The organism is Agromyces sp. Root1464, assembly GCF_001427265.1.
In the GTDB taxonomy this organism is placed as follows: Bacteria; Actinomycetota; Actinomycetes; order Actinomycetales; family Microbacteriaceae; genus Agromyces; species Agromyces fucosus.
This window is the reverse complement of sequence record NZ_LMFU01000002.1, coordinates 1,464,805-1,483,711: the sequence shown is the minus strand read 5'-3', so window position 1 is coordinate 1,483,711 and position 18,907 is coordinate 1,464,805. Positions and strand designations below refer to the sequence as shown.

15 protein-coding genes are annotated in these 18,907 nt (G+C 70.4%); 8 read left to right on the top strand and 7 right to left on the bottom strand.

What is annotated here, in order from left to right; translation table 11 throughout:
* The first annotated feature begins 5 nt into the window (after positions 1–5).
* Positions 6–776 (top strand): 2-phosphosulfolactate phosphatase, encoded by a 771-nt coding sequence (locus ASD23_RS12505; protein ID WP_056013144.1) that lies wholly within the window; start codon positions 6–8, stop codon positions 774–776.
* A gap of 132 nt (positions 777–908) precedes the next feature.
* Here the strand turns inward: ASD23_RS12505 and ASD23_RS12500 are convergent, their stop codons facing one another.
* The 3 genes from ASD23_RS12500 to ASD23_RS12490 form a co-directional block, all read right to left on the bottom strand.
* Positions 909–1,520, bottom strand: a complete 612-nt coding sequence (locus ASD23_RS12500) for a CGNR zinc finger domain-containing protein (protein ID WP_056010987.1) — start codon at positions 1,518–1,520, stop codon at positions 909–911.
* 83 nt (positions 1,521–1,603) lie between these two features.
* On the bottom strand, positions 1,604–2,101 hold the full coding sequence (locus ASD23_RS12495) for a SprT-like domain-containing protein (protein WP_056010984.1): 498 nt from the start codon (positions 2,099–2,101) through the stop codon (positions 1,604–1,606).
* Positions 2,102–2,183: 82 nt separating this feature from the next.
* Positions 2,184–3,431, bottom strand: a complete 1,248-nt coding sequence (locus ASD23_RS12490; protein ID WP_082571554.1) for a PQQ-dependent sugar dehydrogenase — start codon at positions 3,429–3,431, stop codon at positions 2,184–2,186.
* A gap of 49 nt (positions 3,432–3,480) precedes the next feature.
* Between ASD23_RS12490 and ASD23_RS12485 the strand changes: the two genes are divergently transcribed.
* The 4 genes from ASD23_RS12485 to ASD23_RS12470 all read left to right on the top strand — a co-directional run bounded on the left by ASD23_RS12485 (position 3,481) and on the right by ASD23_RS12470 (position 6,863).
* The gene (locus tag ASD23_RS12485) at positions 3,481–4,257 is read left to right on the top strand and encodes a LamB/YcsF family protein (RefSeq protein ID WP_056010981.1); all 777 of its coding nucleotides are present in this window, start codon (positions 3,481–3,483) and stop codon (positions 4,255–4,257) included.
* Positions 4,254–4,886 carry a 5-oxoprolinase subunit B family protein gene (locus ASD23_RS19320; RefSeq protein WP_056010978.1) on the top strand — a complete coding sequence of 211 codons (633 nt, stop codon included), beginning with the start codon at positions 4,254–4,256 and terminating at the stop codon, positions 4,884–4,886. Before ASD23_RS12485 ends, ASD23_RS19320 begins: the two co-directional genes overlap by 4 nt.
* Entirely contained in the window at positions 4,883–5,743 is an 861-nt protein-coding gene (locus tag ASD23_RS19315; RefSeq protein ID WP_056010975.1) for a biotin-dependent carboxyltransferase family protein, read from the top strand. The genes ASD23_RS19320 and ASD23_RS19315 overlap by 4 nt, the downstream gene beginning before the upstream one ends.
* 73 nt (positions 5,744–5,816) lie before the next feature.
* A complete protein-coding gene (locus ASD23_RS12470) occupies positions 5,817–6,863 on the top strand; it encodes an NAD(P)-dependent alcohol dehydrogenase (protein ID WP_056010972.1) in 1,047 nt (348 codons plus the stop codon).
* A 25-nt stretch (positions 6,864–6,888) separates the two neighbouring features.
* Here ASD23_RS12470 and ASD23_RS12465 read toward each other — a convergent pair whose 3' ends face one another.
* Both ASD23_RS12465 and ASD23_RS12460 read right to left on the bottom strand, forming a co-directional pair.
* Complete coding sequence (locus ASD23_RS12465; RefSeq protein ID WP_056013138.1) at positions 6,889–7,743, bottom strand: spermidine synthase; 855 nt, start codon at positions 7,741–7,743, stop codon at positions 6,889–6,891.
* Between the two features lie 60 nt (positions 7,744–7,803).
* Positions 7,804–8,556: a spermidine synthase gene (locus ASD23_RS12460; RefSeq protein ID WP_082571407.1), complete on the bottom strand. Its 753-nt coding sequence runs from the start codon at positions 8,554–8,556 to the stop codon at positions 7,804–7,806.
* A gap of 304 nt (positions 8,557–8,860) precedes the next feature.
* Between ASD23_RS12460 and rpoB the strand changes: the two genes are divergently transcribed.
* From rpoB to ASD23_RS12445, 3 genes are all read left to right on the top strand, one after another.
* Positions 8,861–12,352 carry a DNA-directed RNA polymerase subunit beta gene (gene rpoB, locus ASD23_RS12455; protein WP_056010969.1) on the top strand — a complete coding sequence of 1,164 codons (3,492 nt, stop codon included), beginning with the start codon at positions 8,861–8,863 and terminating at the stop codon, positions 12,350–12,352.
* A gap of 42 nt (positions 12,353–12,394) precedes the next feature.
* Positions 12,395–16,291 (top strand): DNA-directed RNA polymerase subunit beta', encoded by a 3,897-nt coding sequence (rpoC, locus tag ASD23_RS12450; RefSeq protein ID WP_056010966.1) that lies wholly within the window; start codon positions 12,395–12,397, stop codon positions 16,289–16,291.
* 217 nt (positions 16,292–16,508) lie between these two features.
* On the top strand, positions 16,509–17,513 hold the full coding sequence (locus ASD23_RS12445) for a rhomboid family intramembrane serine protease (RefSeq protein ID WP_056010963.1): 1,005 nt from the start codon (positions 16,509–16,511) through the stop codon (positions 17,511–17,513).
* Between the two features lie 45 nt (positions 17,514–17,558).
* Here the strand turns inward: ASD23_RS12445 and ASD23_RS12440 are convergent, their stop codons facing one another.
* Both ASD23_RS12440 and ASD23_RS12435 read right to left on the bottom strand, forming a co-directional pair.
* Positions 17,559–18,320: a hypothetical protein gene (locus ASD23_RS12440; protein WP_157377073.1), complete on the bottom strand. Its 762-nt coding sequence runs from the start codon at positions 18,318–18,320 to the stop codon at positions 17,559–17,561.
* Positions 18,317–18,841 carry a hypothetical protein gene (locus ASD23_RS12435; RefSeq protein ID WP_056010957.1) on the bottom strand — a complete coding sequence of 175 codons (525 nt, stop codon included), beginning with the start codon at positions 18,839–18,841 and terminating at the stop codon, positions 18,317–18,319. Before ASD23_RS12435 ends, ASD23_RS12440 begins: the two co-directional genes overlap by 4 nt.
* Positions 18,842–18,907 lie beyond the last annotated feature (66 nt).

Genomic DNA, 18,907 nt, shown 5'->3' with positions numbered 1-18,907 from the left:
CTGCGGTGAGCGAATCGAGCGCGGCATTCGGCCAGTCGAAGTATCAGGTCCGTTTCGATTGGGGCGTCGACGGCGCAGCGCGCATCGTGCCGGGTGCGCACATCGTGGTCGTCGTCGACGCGCTGTCCTTCACGACCGCCGTCGTCGTCGCGGCCGAACACGGCGTTTCGATCGCACCGTGGAACTCGCTCGACGAGGACGGCGTCGTGGAATTCGCGGCAGGGCTCGGCGCGGTGATCGCGAACCGGCGCGGCGAGCCCGGGCCGACGCTCTCTCCTGCGAGCTTCGCCGATGGCGTTCAGCCGGCGGTCGTCGTGCTGCCGTCGCCGAACGGCGGAGCGCTGGTCCGCGGACTGGAGGCGGATGGCGCCGTCGTGCTCGCGGCATCCATGCGGAACCGCTCGGCGGTCGCTTCGCGGATCCTCTCCCTGCAGGAGGAGCGAGGCGAGCGGATGGTCGTCGCGGTCATCGCCGCCGGTGAACGGGGCGACGATGCGAACGACGGCCGGCTGCGGTTCGCGATCGAGGACCAGCTCGTCGCGGGCGCAGTCATCGACGCGCTCGTGACGCTCGGCCTCGATCACACGTCGCCCGAAGCTGCGGTGGCGTGCGCAGCGTACGAGGGGCTGGGGCACGCGGTGGTGCATCTCATCGGTGCGTCGGGCAGCGCCGCCCAACTGAACGCCATGGGCTACCGCGGAGACGTGCGGATCGCGAGCGAGCGCGACACCACCACGGTCGTTCCCGAGCTCGTCGACGGGGTCTTCCGCGCTTGAGCCGCTGTGCGCCGAACAGTTCAGGCGGTCGAGCACAATTCAGGCGATTCAGCCTCACGGTCCCGTATGCGAGTGCAAACGGGCGCAACTCCTGAAATACGTCCGTGTCGCGCGTCTGCAGGGGACGTGCTGTCAGGCCGCCGCGCGCTCCGCCTTGCGGGCGCGGTGCGCGCGCACCTTGGCACGGTTGCCGCAGCGCTGCATGGAGCACCAGCGACGGCTCGCGGCCCGCGAGGTGTCGAGGTAGACGACGTCGCAGTCGGCGCCCGAGCAGCAGCGCACGCGCTCGGCATTGTCGAGTGAGAAGAGGTCGACGGCGTCACGAGCGATCGTCGAGAGCGCCTGCGCCACGGTCTGCACCGACCGGCCGGCCTGACGGGTGCCCCCCGCGAGCGACGGGGGAACGTCGGGCGTCGCGGCGTAGAGGTTCACGAGGTCGATGTCGGCCGGGCGCAACGGGTCGCCGACGCTCACCGCGACGGCCATGCGGCTGATCGCGTCGCGCAGGGCGATCGCGTCGAAGAGGTCGCGCGAGCGCGCGGCGCCGACCGCGACCGGGAAGCGCTCGTGCAGCCACCGGGTGAGGTCGTCGGGCGCGTGCAGCTGCTCGTCGGTGCGGAGCCCGCCGATCTGGCCGGTGTAGGCGAAATCGAGGGCGAACGAACCCGAGTCGAACCACCAGCGAACGCCCTCGGCGGTGGTGAACCACTGCCCGACGGGGATCGAGACGGTTGAGACGGGCACGCCACCAATCTAGCCGGTGCGCGGGGTGTCGTCCGACGGTGCGGCCGGGGCCGACGACGTGCATGCGCGCGCCGGCATATCCGTCAGCCGGTCGCGGCGCTCGCGGCCCGGCGGCGTACGGCGGCGGTGATCTCCCGGCGGCGCCACACGATGAGGTTGGCGCGGTCGAACCCGCGTCGGCACAGGCCGCAGCTCAGTTGCCGCTGCGGCTCGCGGTACCGGAAGTGCTCGTGGCCGGCCGGGCATCGCCCGATCCACGGTGCGAGCTCGTGCGCGACCTCGCCGTCGTGCGTGCGCTGGCCGACGTAGCCGAGGTCGGCGGCGACCGACGCCCATTTCGGACCGTGCCCGGCACGCGGGCCGGCGAGCGCGTGCGCCACCTCGTGGAGCAGGATCTGATGGATCTCGTCGTCGTCGTATCTGGCGGCGAGGTACCGCGACACCGAGATGCGCTTCTCGGTGTAGTTGCAGAGGCCGGCGCGCTTCTTCGCATTGTCGAACGCGAAGCTCCACGTCGCGGCGTCGAGGTGCAGCACGATGAGCGCTTCGGCCCATCGTCGCACCCGTTCGAGATCCGCCATGGAACCGAGAATAGACCCGACGGGTGTCACCGGCGAAGAGGCGGGGACCCCAGATCGGGTGCCGGATTCCGGTGCGCCGCGATCAGCCCGCGGCGGCGAGCGGTACCCGGTAGAGCCGGTCGTCGCCGTCCCGCGGCGAGCCGCGACCGTCGGTGTTGTTCGTGATGAGCCACAGGGCGCCGTCGGGGGCCGCGGCGACGTCGCGGATGCGGCCGAGCTCCTCGACGAACCACGGCGTCGCGGCGAGGGAGGCGCCGGAGGTGGCGGGGGCGATCGTCCAGAGGCGTTCGCCGCGCAGCGACGCGAGGAAGAGGGTGTCGCCGATCACGGCGAGTCCGCTCGGGCTCGCCTCCGACGTCGACCACTGCACGACGGGGTCGACGAACCGAGGGTCGCCGGCGACGCCCTCGACGATCGGCCAGCCGTAGTTCGCGCCGCGGGAGATGCGGTTCAGCTCGTCCCACGTGTTCTGACCGAACTCGGCGGCCCAGAGCTCGCCGTTCGCATCCCAGGCGAGGCCCTGCGGGTTGCGATGGCCGAGCGACCACACCGCGTTGCCGAAGGGGTTGCCCGGTGCGGCGGCGCCGTCGGGCGTCACCCGCAGGATCTTGCCCGACATCGATGCCGGATCCTGCGCGGCATCCCGGTTGCCGGCGTCGCCGCTCGTGACGTAGAGGAGGCCGTCGGGGCCGAAGGCGATGCGGCCGCCGTTGTGGTTCGCCCCGCCGCGGGGGATGCCCGTGAGCACGGGTTCGGAGCCGCCGAGCGAAAGCGAGCCCGGGGCGCCGGCCAGGGGCATCCGCACGACCCGATTGTCGGAGTCGGCGGTGTGGTACGCGTAGACCTGGTCGGCGCGCGCGCCGTCGCCCGGCAGGAATGCGAGCCCCAGCAGCCCGCCCTCGCCGCCCGCCGCGACGCCCGGCACGGTGCCCGCGACGCGATGCGAGCCGTCGGCCAGCACTTCGACGATGTCGCCGCGATCGCGCTGACTCACGAGCACGCCGCCGTTCGGCAGCACGAGGATCGACCACGGCGCGTCGAGGTCGGCGGCGATCGACTCGGGAGCGCCCGACGGCTCCAGCACGGGCGGCGGGGGCACGGGGGTCGGGGGCGGGGCCGTCGACGCCGGCGAGCTCGGCAGCGGGGTCGGCGTCGGCAGCGGAGGGTCGGCGGTGCAGGCTGCGAGCCCGACGAACGAGATCGTGAGCATCAGCCCGGCAGCGGATGCCCCGCGCCCCACGTGCCGCGTGCGCCGCCGTCGCGGCGCGCCGGCGATGCCGGTGTCGCCGTGGCCGTCGCCGTCGCCATGCGGAACCCGAGTGCGCGCCATCCCGTCCTCCTCTTCCCAGTGTGCCCCGACTCCGCGCCAGAATGGGAGCATGCCCGCCGAGAACGATGCCATCGGCATCGACCTGAACAGCGACCTCGGAGAGTCCTTCGGGGCGTGGCGCCTCGGCGACGACGCTGCGATGTTCGCCCTCGTGTCGAGCGCCAACGTCGCCTGCGGCTTCCACGCCGGCGACCCCGTGACGATGCTCGCGAGCGCTCGGCTCGCGGCGCAGCACGGAGTCACCCTCGGCGCGCATCCCGGCTACCGCGACCTCGCGGGGTTCGGGCGGCGCGCACTCGACACGGACCCCGGCGAGATCGCCGCCGAACTCCTCGCGCAGCTCGGCGCCCTCGACGGCGTCGCCCGGGCGGCCGGCACCCGGGTGCGCTACGTGAAGGCGCACGGCGCCCTCTACCACCGGCTCGGTTCGGACGAATCGGCGGCTCACGCGTTCGTCGAGGCCGTCGCGGCCTTCGACCCGTCCCTCACCGTGCTCGGCCAGCCGACCGGCGCGATCGCCAGGGCGGCGGATGCCGCGGGCCTCCGCTACGCCCGCGAGGCCTTCGTCGACCGGGGCTACGTGGCCGACGGCTCCCTCGTGCCCCGAGGAGAGCCGGGCGCCGTGGTCGACGATCCCGCCGCGGCATCCGATCGGGCGCTCGAGATCGCCGAGACGGGCGGCATCACCGCCGACGACGGCAGCCGGGTCGAGCTCGGCGCCGACTCGTTGTGCCTGCACGGCGACACCCCGGGCGCCGTCGCGATCGCCCGAGCGGTGCGCGCCGCGCTCGAGGGCGCCGGGTACCGGATCGAGGCGTTCGCGTGAGTCGGCGCCTCCTGCCGAGCGGTGACGCGGCCCTGCTCGTGGAGTGCGACAGCCTCGACGAGGTGCTCGCCCTGCACGACGCGCTCGCGGCCGAGCTGCCCGCCGGGCTCGTCGAGCTCGTGCCGGCGGCGCGCACGGTCCTCGTCGCCGTCGACCCGGACCGGCTGCCGCTCGAGTCCGCCGCGACGTGGGTCCGGCGCATCCCGATCGAGGCCGCGGCCCGCAGGCCGGGTCACGTCGCAGGCGAGGTCACGGTCGACGTCGTGTACGACGGCGACGACCTCCGGAGCACCGCGGCGCTGCTCGGCATCTCGGCCGAGGAGCTCGTCGCCCGCCATCAGGCCGCCGAGTGGCGGGTCGCGTTCATCGGCTTCGCGCCGGGATTCGGCTACCTCGTGAGCGACGACTGGCCGTTCGAGGTGCCCCGGCTCGACGCGCCCCGCCCTCGTGTGCCGTGCGGCGCCGTCGCGCTCGCCGGCGCCTTCGCCGGGGTCTACCCGCGACAGAGCCCGGGGGGCTGGCGCCTGATCGGGCGCACCGAGGCGCCACTCTGGGACCCGGCGGCTCCGTCTCCGGCGCTCTTCGTGCCCGGGCGGCGCGTGCGCTTCACCGAGGCCGGCCGGCCATGACCCGCCTCACGGTCGAGGCGCCGGGTGCGCTCACCCTCGTCGAGGACCTGGGCCGGCCCGGCCTCGCGCACCTCGGTGTCGCAGGGTCGGGCGCGCTCGACCGAGCCGCCCTCGCGCTCGCCAATCGGCTCGTCGGCAACCCCGACGGTGCTGCCGGGCTCGAGATCCTGATGGGCGGCTTCCGCGCCCGCTTCGACGAGGAGGCCTGGATCGCCGTCACGGGCGCATGGGGTCGCGTGACGCTCGACGGTCGCCGGATCGCGCCGTACACCGCGGCCCGCGCCCTCGCGGGCGCCGTGCTCGAACTCGGCCCGGCCGAACGCGGTGCACGCTACCTGCTCGCGGTGCGCGGCGGCATCGACGAGCCGGCCACGCTCGGCTCCCGCTCGCGCGACACGCTCTCGGCGATCGGCCCGGCACCCGTGACCGAGGGGCGGGTGCTCGAGATCGGCGGGGCGCCCGCGGCATCCGTGCCCCTGCTCGATCGCGAGGCCGCCTTCCCGCCGCCCGCCGGCGGTGTCACCCTCGCCCTCCTGCCCGGGCCGCGCGCCGACTGGTTCACGGATGCCGCGCGCGCGACGCTCTTCGACGCCGCCTGGCGCCTCTCGGGGCAGGCCGACCGGGTCGGCGCCCGGCTCGACGGCCCCCGACTCGAGCGGCGGGTGCCGGGAGAGCTCGCGAGCGAGGCCACCGTGCCGGGCTCGATGCAGGTCGCGGGCGACGGACGGCCGACGATCCTCCTCGCCGACCGCCCGGTGACCGGCGGGTACCCCGTCGTCGCGATCCTCTCGTCCGCCTCGCTCGACGCCGTGGCGCAGCTGCGACCCGGCCAGGAGGTGCGGTTCCGGCACGCGTGACTGTTCCCCTCGGCGGGCGCGTGTAGCGTCGAACCGGCGCCGCAGGCGCGACCCCAGCACCGAGGAGATCGAGATGACCATCGTCAACGCCTACGCCGCGCCCAGTGAGGCCGCCCCGCTCGAGCGCACCCGCATCGAGCGCCGCGCGCTCGGACCGCACGATGTGCGCATCGACATCGCCTACGCCGGCATCTGCCACTCCGACATCCACACGGTTCGAGGCGACTGGGGGTCGCAGCAGTACCCGCTCGCGCCCGGCCATGAGATCGCCGGCACCGTCGCCGAGATCGGCGAAGCGGTGACGCGGCACGCCGTCGGCGACCGGGTGGGCGTCGGCTGCATGGTGAACTCGTGCGGCGAGTGCCGCAACTGCCTTCGCGGCGACGAGCAGTTCTGCGTGGACGGTCCGGTCTTCACCTACGGCGACACCGACCGCGACGGCACCGTCACCCAGGGCGGCTACTCCGAGCAGGTCGTCGTGACCGAGGCGTTCGTCGTGCGGATTCCCGACGCACTCGCCCTCGACGTCGCAGCGCCGCTGCTGTGCGCCGGTATCACCACCTACTCACCGCTGCGGCGCTGGAAGGTCGGCCCCGGCACGCGCGTCGCGGTCGTCGGGCTCGGCGGCCTCGGGCACATGGGCGTGCAGTTCGCGCACGCCCTCGGTGCGGAGGTGACCGTGCTGTCCCAGACGCTGAGCAAGCAGGACGACGGCCTGCGCCTCGGCGCCGACCACTACCGCGCGACCTCCGACCCCGCGACGTTCACCGAGCTCCGCGGCTCGTTCGACGTCATCCTCAACACCGTCAGCGCCGTGATCGACCTCGACGCGTACCTGTCGCTCCTCGACGCCGGCGCGGCGATGGTGTGCGTCGGTGCGCCCGGCGAACCGCTCGGCGTTGGCGTGATGTCGCTCATCAACGGCAACAAGACCCTCGCCGGCTCGAACATCGGCGGCATCCGCGAGACCCAGGAGATGCTCGACTTCTGCGCGGAGCACGGCATCGGCGCCGAGATCGAGGTGATCCCGGCCTCGGGCATCAACGCCGCCTACGAGCGCGTGCTCGCCTCCGACGTCCGGTACCGCTTCGTCATCGACGCGGCGACCCTCGGCGACTGAGCGCGAGCTGCCGCGCGCTCGCGCGTCACGGCTTCGACAGGAACACCGAGCGCGCGGGCGGGGGAGACGGCACCGCCGTGGCATCCGTGACGACCGGAGCGCCCGCGATGAACCGGCGCAGCTCCTCGCCGTCGACGAGCTTCGCCGGCGACGGGTCGCTCGCGAGGCGGCGGGGGAGGCCCCCGAACGGCAGCTCGTCATGCGAGGCGTACATGACGACGTTGCCGAAGCGGCGCCCCTTCAGCATCGAGGTGTCCGCGGCGATCGCCAGGTGCTCGAACACGTGCGCGAGCGTCGCGGCCTGCGATCGGGCGAAGGCGAGGCCGGCCCCGTCGGCGACGTTGACGGCGACGATGCCGCCGGGAGCGAGCCGCGGCGACACGAGCCCGTAGAACTCGGCGCTCGTGACGTGTGCGGGCGTGCGCGCGCCCGAGAAGATGTCGACGATCGCGATGTCGACCGCGCCGTCGAGGCCGGCGGGCAGCTTCGCGAGCACCTCGCGGGCGTCGCCGTGCCGCACGCGCACCTGCGCGCCGCGTGGAAGCGGCAGGTGCTCGCGCACGAACTCCACGAGGTCGGACTCGAGCTCGACGACCTGCTGCCGCGAGCCCGGCCGGGTCGCCGCGACGTAGCGGGGGAGCGTGAGCGCGCCGCCGCCGAGGTGCACCGCCGTGATCGGCTGACCCTCGGGTCGCACGAGGTCGACCGCGTGCCCGATGCGCCGCACGTACTCGAACCCGAGCCAGTCGGGTCGGTCGACCTCGACGTGCGACTGCGGCGTGCCGTCGACGTAGAGGGTCCACGAGCCGGGCGACTGGCGCGACTCCTCGAGCCGGGCGAGGTGGCCGCTGACGGCGAGGCGGCGTTCGAGCTCTGACACGGATGCCACGCTACCGCGCGGGCCCGCTCGCGCCGCGCTCGCCGGGGAGCGGAGCTGCGGTCAGCAGGCGCCCCAGAGCACGAAGTCGAGCCGGTCGCCGTCGAGCACCTCTGCCGGATGCGGCCCCTGGGCGAGCAGTCGCTCGCGAAGGCCGTGCGGTTGCTCGCCGCGCGACGCGACGAGCACGGCGTTGCCCTCCTCCGCGCCCGAGAGCACGCTCGGGTCGCCCGCGACGAGGAGCGCGGCACCGGGGTCGGCCCGGGCGATCGCGCGCGCCTGCCTGCGGAGCCGGTCGAGCCCCGCGGCATCCGCCACGTTGACGGCCAGCACGCCGCCGGGTGCCAGGAGCCCGAGGCATCCGCTCATGAAGTCGACCGTCTCGACGAAGGCCGGCGCCTGCAGGAGCGAGTAGAGGTCGACGATGACGAGGTCGAACGGGCCGTCGACGGCCTCGATGGCGGATGCCGCGTCGCCGACGACGAGCTCGATGTGCGCACCCTCGGGCAACGGCAGCCGCTCGAGCACGAGATCGAGCAGTTCTCGATCGAGCTCGACCACGAGCTGCCTCGCACCCGGGCGAGTCGCCGCGACGTACCGTGCGAGCGTGAGGGCGCCTCCGCCGAGGTGCAGCACCCGCAATGGTTCGGACGACGTGCCGGCGGCGTCGATGACGTGCCCCAGGCGACGCGTGTACTCGAAGAAGAGGTGCGTCGGGTCGAGGAGGTCGACGTGCGACTGGGCCGTGCCGTCGACCAGGAGGGTCAGTCCGTGCTTCGAGAAGACGTCCGCCTCGAACTCGATGTGCAGCGCCATGCCTGCATCGTGCCATGCGGCGGCCCGTCGGCGCTCGGGTGAACAGGCGCAGCTGCGTGGAACAGCGGCATCGATTTCGGCGTTATACCGGAGAATCGCAGACAAATCAAGAATCGACTGGACACGGCGCGCCTGGCGACATATAGTTAACCTTTGCGCTCCCAGACCCACCATGCCTTCATATTGCGGTCGGCTTTCGTGCGTGTCGAGATCCTGAGGTCTCCGACATCCGCATTCGTCTGAGGGGTTCCACTCTCCGCTACCGACAGTGAACCGGCCCGACGGGGCCATGGAGGTTATTCACTTGGCTGCTGCGCGCAACGCGACCACGCCCACCCCCAAGAACGGACGCGGTGCAAGCCGTCTCTCGTTCGCCAAGGTCACCGACACCCTTACGGTACCCGACCTGCTCGCTCTCCAGACGGAGAGCTTCGACTGGCTCGTCGGAAACGAGGCGTGGAAGACACGCCTCACCGAGGGCAAGGCGGCCGGTCGTCAAGACCTGCCGGAGACCACCGGTCTCGAGGAGATCTTCGAGGAGATCTCCCCGATCGAAGACCTCGGCGAGACCATGCAGCTCTCGTTCACCAACCCTGAGCTCGAGCCTCCGAAGTACACGATCGACGAGTGCAAGGAGAAGTCCAAGACCTACTCCGCACCGCTGTACGTGAACGCGGAGTTCATGAACCACCTCACGGGTGAGATCAAGACGCAGACCGTCTTCATGGGCGACTTCCCGCTCATGACCCCCAAGGGCACGTTCGTCATCAACGGCACCGAGCGCGTCGTCGTCTCGCAGCTCGTGCGCTCGCCGGGCGTCTACTTCGAGCGCACCCCCGAGAAGACGTCCGACAAGGACATCTACTCGGCTCGCGTCATCCCGAGCCGTGGTGCATGGCTCGAGTTCGAGATCGACAAGCGCGACCAGGTCGGCGTGCGCATCGACCGCAAGCGCAAGCAGAGCGTCACCGTCTTCCTGAAGGCCCTCGGCCTCACCTCCGAGGAGATCCTCGAGGAGTTCGCCGGTTACGAGTCCATCGCCCTCACCCTCGAGAAGGACAACATCCTCACGAAGGAAGAGGCGCTCAAGGACATCTACCGCAAGCTCCGTCCGGGCGAGCAGGTCGCCGCCGAGGCCGCGCGTGCGCTCCTCGACAACTTCTACTTCAACCCGAAGCGCTACGACCTCGCGAAGGTCGGCCGGTACAAGATCAACAACAAGCTCGGTCTCGAGGCTCCCCTCACCGACTCGGTGCTGACGGTGCAAGACATCGTGGCCACGATCAAGTACCTCGTCGCGCTGCACGACGAGCGCACCACCCTGCCCGGCCGCCGTGCCGGCAAGGCGGTCGACCTGCGCCTCGACGTCGACGACATCGACAACTTCGGCAACCGTCGCATCCGCGCGGTGGGCGAGCTCATCCAGAACCAGGTCCGCACCGGCCTGTCCCGCATGGAGCGCGTCGTCCGCGAGCGCATGACCACGCAGGACATCGAGGCGATCACCCCGCAGACCCTGATCAACGTGCGCCCCGTCGTCGCCGCGATCAAGGAGTTCTTCGGCACCTCGCAGCTGTCGCAGTTCATGGACCAGAACAACCCGCTCGCGGGTCTGACCCACAAGCGCCGCCTCTCGGCGCTCGGCCCCGGCGGTCTCTCGCGCGACCGCGCCGGCGTCGAGGTCCGTGACGTCCACCCCTCGCACTACGGCCGCATGTGCCCGATCGAGACCCCGGAAGGCCCGAACATCGGCCTCATCGGATCGCTCGCATCGTTCGCGCGCATCAACTCGTTCGGCTTCATCGAGACGCCGTACCGCAAGGTCGTCGCCGGCAAGGTCACCGACCAGATCGACTACCTCACGGCGTCCGAAGAGGACGACTACATCGTCGCCCAGGCCAACGCGCCGCTGAAGGCCGACGGTCACTTCTCCGAAGACCGCGTCCTCGCCCGTCAGAAGGGCGGTGAGGTCGACCTCGTCCCCGCCGACCTGATCGGCTACATGGACGTCTCGCCGCGCCAGATGGTGTCGGTCGGTACCTCGCTCATCCCGTTCCTCGAGCACGACGACGCGAACCGCGCCCTCATGGGTGCCAACATGCAGCGTCAGGCTGTGCCGCTGCTCCGCAGCGACTCGCCGTTCGTCGGCACCGGCATGGAGGGCTACGCGGCCATCGACGCCGGTGACGTCATCACCGCCGACCAGGCCGGTGTCGTCGCCGAGGTCTCGGCCGACTCGGTCACCGTGCAGCTCGACGCGGGCGGTACGCAGACCTACTTCCTGCGCAAGTTCGACCGCTCCAACCAGGGCACGTCGTACAACAACCGCGTCCTCGTGAACGCGGGCGACCGCATCGAGGTCGGCGAGGTCATCGCCGACGGTCCCGCGACCGACAACGGCGAGCTCGCGCTCGGCAAGAACCTCCTCGTGGCGTTCATGCCGTGGGAGGGTCACAACTTCGAGGACGCGATCATCCTCAGCCAGAACCTCGTGAAGGACGACGTGCTCTCGTCGATCCACATCGAGGAGTACGAGGTCGACGCCCGCGACACGAAGCTCGGCAAGGAGGAGATCACCCGTGATCTCCCGAACGTCAGCCCCGACCTGCTGGCCGACCTCGACGAGCGCGGCATCATCCGCATCGGCGCCGAGGTCCGCCCCGGCGACATCCTCGTCGGCAAGGTCACGCCGAAGGGCGAGACCGAGCTGTCGGCCGAGGAGCGACTGCTCCGCGCGATCTTCAACGAGAAGAGCCGCGAAGTCCGCGACACCTCGCTGAAGGTGCCCCACGGCGAGCGCGGCACGATCATCGCCGTCAAGGTGTTCGACTCGCAGGACGGCGACGACGAGCTCGGCTCGGGCGTCAACCAGCGCGTGGTCGTCTACATCGCCCAGAAGCGCAAGATCACCGAGGGCGACAAGCTCGCCGGCCGCCACGGCAACAAGGGCGTCATCTCGAAGATCCTGCCGGTCGAGGACATGCCGTTCCTCGCCGACGGCACTCCGGTCGACGTCATCCTGAACCCGCTCGGCATCCCGGGTCGCATGAACTTCGGCCAGGTGCTGGAGACCCACCTCGGATGGGTCGCCAAGCAGGGCTGGAAGGTCGACGGCAGCCCGGCGTGGGCCAAGAAGCTCCCGAAGGACGCCCACGAGGCCGCGCCCGGCACCAAGGTCGCGACCCCGGTGTTCGACGGCGCCCTCGAGGAGGAGATCGCGGGTCTGCTCGACTCGACGCTCCCCAACCGCGATGGCGAGCGACTGATCGACTCGACGGGCAAGACCCAGCTCCTCGACGGCCGCTCCGGCGAGCCGTTCCCGTACCCGGTCTCGGTCGGCTACATGTACATCCTGAAGCTGCACCACCTCGTCGACGACAAGATCCACGCGCGTTCGACGGGCCCGTACTCGATGATCACCCAGCAGCCGCTCGGTGGTAAGGCGCAGTTCGGTGGCCAGCGATTCGGTGAGATGGAGGTCTGGGCGCTCCAGGCCTACGGCGCCGCATACGCGCTGCAGGAGCTCCTCACGATCAAGTCCGACGACATCCTCGGCCGCGTCAAGGTGTACGAGGCGATCGTCAAGGGCGAGAACATCCAGGAGCCCGGCATCCCCGAGTCCTTCAAGGTGCTCATGAAGGAGATGCAGTCGCTCTGCCTGAACGTCGAGGTGCTCTCGGCCGACGGCACCGCGGTCTCGCTCCGCGACACCGACGACGAGGCCTTCCGCGCTGCGGAAGAGCTCGGCATCAACATCTCCGCGCGCTTCGAATCGTCGAACATCGACGAGATCTAAGCCAGGCCAGTAACGATTCCAGAGACTTTCCAAGGAGAGAAATTGCTCGACGCAACGACTTTTGACGAGCTTCGCATCGGCCTGGCCACCGCAGAGGACATCCGCAAGTGGTCCTACGGTGAGGTCAAGAAGCCTGAAACCATCAACTACCGCACCCTGAAGCCCGAGAAGGACGGTCTGTTCGGTGAGCAGATCTTCGGCCCGAGCCGCGACTGGGAGTGCGCCTGCGGCAAGTACAAGCGTGTCCGCTTCAAGGGCATCGTCTGCGAGCGATGCGGCGTGGAGGTCACCAAGTCCTCCGTGCGCCGTGAGCGCATGGGCCACATCGAGCTCGCCGCGCCGGTCACGCACATCTGGTACTTCAAGGGTGTGCCCAGCCGTCTCGGCTACCTGCTCGACATGGCGCCGAAGGACCTCGAGAAGGTCATCTACTTCGCCGCCTACATGGTCATCGACGTCGACGACGAGGGTCGTCACGCCGACATGCCCGGCCTCGAGAACGAGCTCCGGCTCGAGATCAAGACCATCGGCGACCAGCGCGATGCCCGCATCGCGACGCTGATGGCGCGCAAGGAGGACGAGCTCGCCGCACTCGAGGCGGAGGGCGCCAAGTCCGACCAGAAGAAGCGCGCCGAGGCGGCCGCCGACAAGGAGATGACGCAGGTCCGCAAGTCGGGCGACGAGCAGATCGCGCACCTCGAGCGCGTGTGGGAGGACTTCCGCACCCTCAAGGTCGGCGACCTCAAGCCCGAGGACTCGGTCTTCCACGAGCTCCAGGACCGCTTCGGCATGTACTTCGACGCCTACATGGGCGCCGAGGCCATCAAGAAGCGCCTCGAGGCCTTCGACCTGGCTGCTGAGGCCGACGACCTGCGCCTGCAGATCGCCGAAGGCAAGGGCCAGAAGAAGATCCGCGCGATCAAGCGCCTGCGCGTCGTGAGCTCCTTCCTGCAGACCGGCAACTCGCCGGCTGCGATGGTGCTCGACGTCGTGCCGGTGATCCCGCCGGAGCTTCGTCCGATGGTCCAGCTCGACGGCGGCCGCTTCGCGACCTCCGACCTCAACGACCTCTACCGTCGCGTGATCAACCGCAACAACCGTCTTCGTCGTCTGCTCGACCTCGGCGCCCCCGAGATCATCGTCAACAACGAGAAGCGGATGCTGCAGGAGGCCGTCGACGCGCTGTTCGACAACGGCCGCCGCGGTCGCCCCGTCACCGGTACCGGCAACCGCGCCCTGAAGTCCCTGAGCGACATGCTCAAGGGAAAGCAGGGTCGCTTCCGCCAGAACCTGCTCGGCAAGCGCGTCGACTACTCGGGCCGTTCGGTCATCGTCGTCGGCCCCCAGCTGAAGCTGCATCAGTGCGGTCTGCCCAAGCAGATGGCGCTGGAGCTCTTCAAGCCGTTCGTGATCAAGCGCCTGATCGACCTGAGCCACGCTCAGAACATCAAGGCCGCCAAGCGCATGGTCGAGCGTTCGCGTCCCCAGGTCTGGGACGTGCTCGAGGAGATCATCCGTGAGCGCCCGGTTCTGCTGAACCGTGCACCCACGCTGCACCGCCTCGGCATCCAGGCCTTCGAACCGCAGCTCGTCGAGGGCAAGGCCATCCAGCTCCACCCGCTCGTGTGTGCGGCGTTCAACGCCGACTTCGACGGCGACCAGATGGCCGTGCACCTTCCCCTCTCGGTGGAGGCGCAGGCCGAGGCCCGCATCCTGATGCTCGCCTCGAACAACATCCTGAAGCCGTCCGACGGCCGCCCGGTGACCCTGCCCACCCAGGACATGATCATCGGCTTGCACCACCTGACGACCGGCAAGCCCGGCGCCGCAGGTGAGGGTCGCGCGTTCTCGTCGATCTCCGAGGCCATCCTCGCGTTCGACCAGAACCGTCCGGGCGAGCTCGCGCTCGACCTCGGCGCCACGGTCAAGATCCGTCTCGAGGGCCTGCACTTCGCCGAGGGCGAGACCCCCGAGAACTTCGTTCCCGGCAAGCCGTACCTGCTCGAGACGACCCTCGGTCGCGCCCTCTTCAACGAGGCGCTGCCGGTCGACTACCCCTACGTGAACGCGCAGGCGGGCAAGACGCAGATCTCGGAGATCGTCAACGACCTCGCCGAGCGCTACCCGAAGACCGAGGTCGCAGCGACCCTCGACCGAATCAAGGACGCCGGCTTCAAGTGGGCGACCCGTTCGGGCGTGACCGTTGCACTCTCCGACATCCTGACGCCGCCGAACAAGGGCGAGATCGTCTCGAAGTACGAGAAGCAGGCCGCGAAGGTCCAGGGCCAGTTCGAGAAGGGTCTGACGACCGACCTCGAGCGTCGCCAGGAGCTCATCCAGATCTGGACCAAGGCGACCGACGAGGTCGCCAAGGCCATGCAGGAGAACTTCCCGACCGACAACACCATCAACCGCATGGTGACGTCGGGTGCTCGTGGTAACTGGCTGCAGGTGCGCAACATCGCCGGTATGCGAGGCCTCGTGAACAACCCGAAGGGTGAGATCATCCCTCGCCCGATCATCTCGAGCTACCGCGAGGGCCTCTCGGTCGCCGAGTACTTCATCGCGACGCACGGTGCCCGCAAGGGTCTGGCCGACACGGCCCTCCGTACGGCCGACTCGGGTTACCTCACGCGTCGTCTCGTCGACGTCTCGCAGGATGTCATCATCCGCGAAGACGACTGCGGCACGAGCAAGGGCCTCGAGCTCCCGATCGCGACCACGGATGCCTCGGGCGAGCTCGTTCGCGACCCGAACGTCGAGAACGCGGTCTACGCCCGCAGCCTCGCCGCCGACGCGGTCAACGCCAAGGGCGAGGTCGTCGCGGAGGCCGGTGAGGACGTCGGCGACGTGCTCATCGACAAGCTCATCTCGGCCGCCGTCGAGACGATCAAGGTGCGCTCCGTGCTCACGTGCGAGTCCGCCGTCGGTGTCTGCGCGAAGTGCTACGGCCGTTCGCTCGCGACCGGCAAGCTCGTCGACATCGGCGAGGCCGTCGGCATCATCGCGGCCCAGTCGATCGGTGAGCCCGGCACGCAGCTGACGATGCGTACCTTCCACACCGGTGGTTCGGCCTCGGCCGACGACATCACGCAGGGTCTTCCCCGCGTGCAGGAGCTCTTCGAGGCGCGTACCCCCAAGGGTGCGTCGCCCATCGTCGAGGCCCCGGGTCGCATCACGATCGACGAGACCGACAAGCAGCGCAAGGTCATCCTCACGCCCGACAACGGCGACGAGCCGATCGCGTATAACGTGCTCAAGCGTTCGACCCTCCTGGTCGAAGACGGACAGCACGTCGAGCTCGGCCAGCAGCTGATCGTCGGCACCGTCGACCCGAAGGAAGTCCTCCGGGTCAAGGGTGTGCGCGAAGTGCAGAAGCACCTCGTCAACGGCGTGCAGGACGTCTACCGTTCGCAGGGTGTGCCGATCCACGACAAGCACATCGAGGTCATCGTGCGCCAGATGCTGCGCAAGGTCACCGTCGTCGACCACGGCGACACCGACCTGCTGCCCGGTGAGCTCGTCGACCGCCTGAAGTACAACGGCATCAACCGTGCCGCGCTGACCGAGGGCAAGAAGACGGCGTCGGCTCGCCAGGAGGTCATGGGTATCACCAAGGCCTCGCTCGCGACCGAGTCGTGGCTGTCGGCCGCGTCCTTCCAGGAGACGACCCGCGTGCTCACGCAGGCCGCCATGGAGGGCAAGTCCGACCCGCTCGTCGGCCTCAAGGAGAACGTGATCATCGGAAAGCTGATCCCCGCCGGCACCGGTCTGCAGAAGTACCGGAACGTCGCGGTCGAGGCGACCGAGGAGGCGAAGGCGGAGCGGTACCCGAACCGCATCTTCACCGACGACGCCGCGTTCACCGAGGGCGACCTGAGCTTCGTCGACTTCGACGCGTTCTCGAGCGACGACTTCACCCCCGGCAACTACAGCTAGTCAGCCGATACGACAGCAGGGCCCCGGAGCGATCCGGGGCCCTGCTTCGTTTCACGGCGGCGGTGACGCATCCGTCCTTCTGATCGGGTGTCCGCCGCGACATCCGCTCGCTTCGACGGGCTGGGCGAAGCGCCGCGCGCGCTCCCGGACGACGGCCGGATGCGTTGCTACAGTTGGCCGATCACGGGTGCGAGGGGTGCCCGGAAGGAGCGCGATCATGAGCAGCACGACTCCCGGATCCGACCCGGAACGTCACGAGGAAGAGACCGGACCGGTCGACGACGCCTTCGTCGACGAAACCGCCCCCGAGCCCGCTCCCGTGGTGGACGAGACGGGACCGGTCGACGAGCCGGTGCGCGTCGAGGGCGACTCGTCAGCGGCCTCGGTCGATGCGGTCGAGCCCGAGACCGCGGATTCCGACCTGGCCGCCACGTCGCGCCTCGACGAGGCCGTCGAGCGGGCGAGTGCGCACCCGGCGCCGGAGGAGACCAACGGCATCGACGACCTGGATGCCTCGGCGACCCCCGAACCCGTCGCCGCCGACGCCGTGCGCCGTGAGACCTATGTGCCGTCCGCGACCATGGCAGCGGGAACCGCCGCCGGCGCCGCGACCCTCGCCGACGAGCCCGAACCCGTCTACGTCGCCCCGCAGCCCGGCCCGCAGACCATCTACGTGCAGGCGCCGACACCGCCGAAGGCGAAGGGCAACCGCGGCTTCGGGGTGCTTGTCGCGCTCATCGGCACCGTCGCGTTCGGGGTGCTCTACGGAGCCATCGGCTATGCGCTGTACCTGAACTACGGGGCACCTGCCGGTGAGGCGATCGGCATCGTCGACTTCCTCGTCGAACCCATGTTCTGGGTGCCCGTCGTCGCGTTCTTCATCGGCTTCGCGTTGCTCGCGGCGATCGTGAACCGGGGTCCGTGGTGGGCCTACGCGGTGTTCGGCCTGCTCGTCGGCGTGCTCGTGTACTTCGCCTACATCGGCGGCTCGCTGCTCGGGGTGGAGGCCTGGACGCTCACGCTCGAGCAGGCCAACGACTTCATCGCCGAGCGGTGGCTCGACCCGTACGCGATCGTCGCAGCCGTCATCGCCCGCGAGATCCCGATCTGGCTGGGCGGATGGATCGCCGCTCGCGGACGCGCGGTGACCGAGCGCAACCGGCTCGCACTCGAGGCGTACGACCGCGAGCTCGCGGCCGGGCCCCAGGTGCAGCGGTACTGATCGGCAGACGCCCGTCGGGCAGACGCCCGTCGGGCGGACGCGCAGCTAGTCGGACACCCCGCAGGGGCGGACGATCTCGCTCGGCGGGGCGACCGGCTGGTCGTCGCCCCATGCGCTGAATGTGAAGGATCCATCGCCCGTGCGATCGCCGGCGGTGAAGTCGGTCGGCAGGGGAGCGCCCACGCGCGCGACGTGCATGATGCCCGCGGGAGCGGTCTCCCCGCCGAGCACGACGTCGAGCACCTCGGCGTCGGACGGCGGCGACGGGACGCTCACGGAGTCGCTGGACTCGAGGAGCGCGCCGACGAGGTCGCCCGGGCGAAGCAGCGGTGACCACTGCTCGGCGAGCCCTTCGCCCGATGCGGCGCACACGAAGCCCTGCTCGAGCTCGGGGATGCCCATCTGCGCGGCGTACGCGGCGTTGCCGCGGAGGTAGGTGCGTCCGGCGGCGGCGACGACCTCGAAGCTCAGTCCGCCCGCCGTGACCGTCGCGGTGTACTCACCCGGACGCCCCCGGTAGTCGACGGCGAGCGCCCGGCCGGGCGCGGCCTCGACCTCGGGCGTCGCGGCGGTGAGTTCCGTGAACGTGCCGGAGTACGCGACGCTGCCGGCGGCTTCGACGGCGTCGACGATCTCGCCGGCGGCATCGGCCCCGGAGAGCAGCCAGAGGCCGTTTCCGTCGATCTGCGAGGGGTCGAGATCGCCCAGGTCGTACTGCGTCGGCGTCGGTGGCGCCTCCTGCGGCGCGGCGCTGCACCCCGCGAGCGCGAGCGCTGCGATGCAGACGAGCGGGGCGCTCCGCCTCACGACGCGGCGTCGGCGACGCACGCGCTCTGCGCGCGCTGCGAGCCGAGAGTCGAGGCGTCGAGCGAGACGTCGCCGGAGGTGGCCGTCGGCCGCACGACGAAACAGGTGTCGTTCTCGTAGATGCCGAGTGCCGCGGGGAGCCAGGCCTCGGTGCCCGTCACCCACTGGGTCAGGTCGGTCGATTCGCCGTCGCCGTGCACGGCGTACACGCTGTACGCCGCGTCGGGGCCGCTCCAGTCGAGGTGGGCGTTGCCGCCGTCCACGCTCAGGGAGAGGCCGCTGACCGCGACCGAGTCGTCGTTCAGGGCCGAGATGACGAACCAGGCGACGGCGCCGGCGAGGGCGACGAACGTCAGCGCGATCGAGACGATGAATGCCGGATGCCGCCACCACTTGCGTTCCCGGGCCGGCGCCTCCGCAAGCTCGGGGAGCACGGAACCCGTCGTGCCGAGCGGCCGGGTGACCCCGGTCTGGGGCAGGTGCGTCTGTCCGGGCGCGGTGCCGAGCGAGGTGTTCTGCATCGGGTCCTTCCTTGGCGGCGCCGAACGAAACGGCCGGCTCCGGCCGACCGCGTACCATGGTATCCC

Bases quoted from the DNA above. Each gene is read 5' to 3' on its own strand.
- ASD23_RS19315 (WP_056010975.1), top strand. From the start codon at position 4,883: ATGACCCGCCTCACGGTCGAGGCGCCGGGTGCGCTCACCCTCGTCGAG.
- ASD23_RS12490 (WP_082571554.1), bottom strand. From the start codon at position 3,431: ATGGCGCGCACTCGGGTTCCGCATGGCGACGGCGACGGCCACGGCGAC.
- ASD23_RS12495 (WP_056010984.1), bottom strand. From the start codon at position 2,101: ATGGCGGATCTCGAACGGGTGCGACGATGGGCCGAAGCGCTCATCGTG.
- ASD23_RS12445 (WP_056010963.1), top strand. From the start codon at position 16,509: ATGAGCAGCACGACTCCCGGATCCGACCCGGAACGTCACGAGGAAGAG.
- ASD23_RS12435 (WP_056010957.1), bottom strand. From the start codon at position 18,841: ATGCAGAACACCTCGCTCGGCACCGCGCCCGGACAGACGCACCTGCCC.
- ASD23_RS12460 (WP_082571407.1), bottom strand. From the start codon at position 8,556: ATGGCGCTGCACATCGAGTTCGAGGCGGACGTCTTCTCGAAGCACGGA.
- ASD23_RS12470 (WP_056010972.1), top strand. From the start codon at position 5,817: ATGACCATCGTCAACGCCTACGCCGCGCCCAGTGAGGCCGCCCCGCTC.
- ASD23_RS12485 (WP_056010981.1), top strand. From the start codon at position 3,481: ATGCCCGCCGAGAACGATGCCATCGGCATCGACCTGAACAGCGACCTC.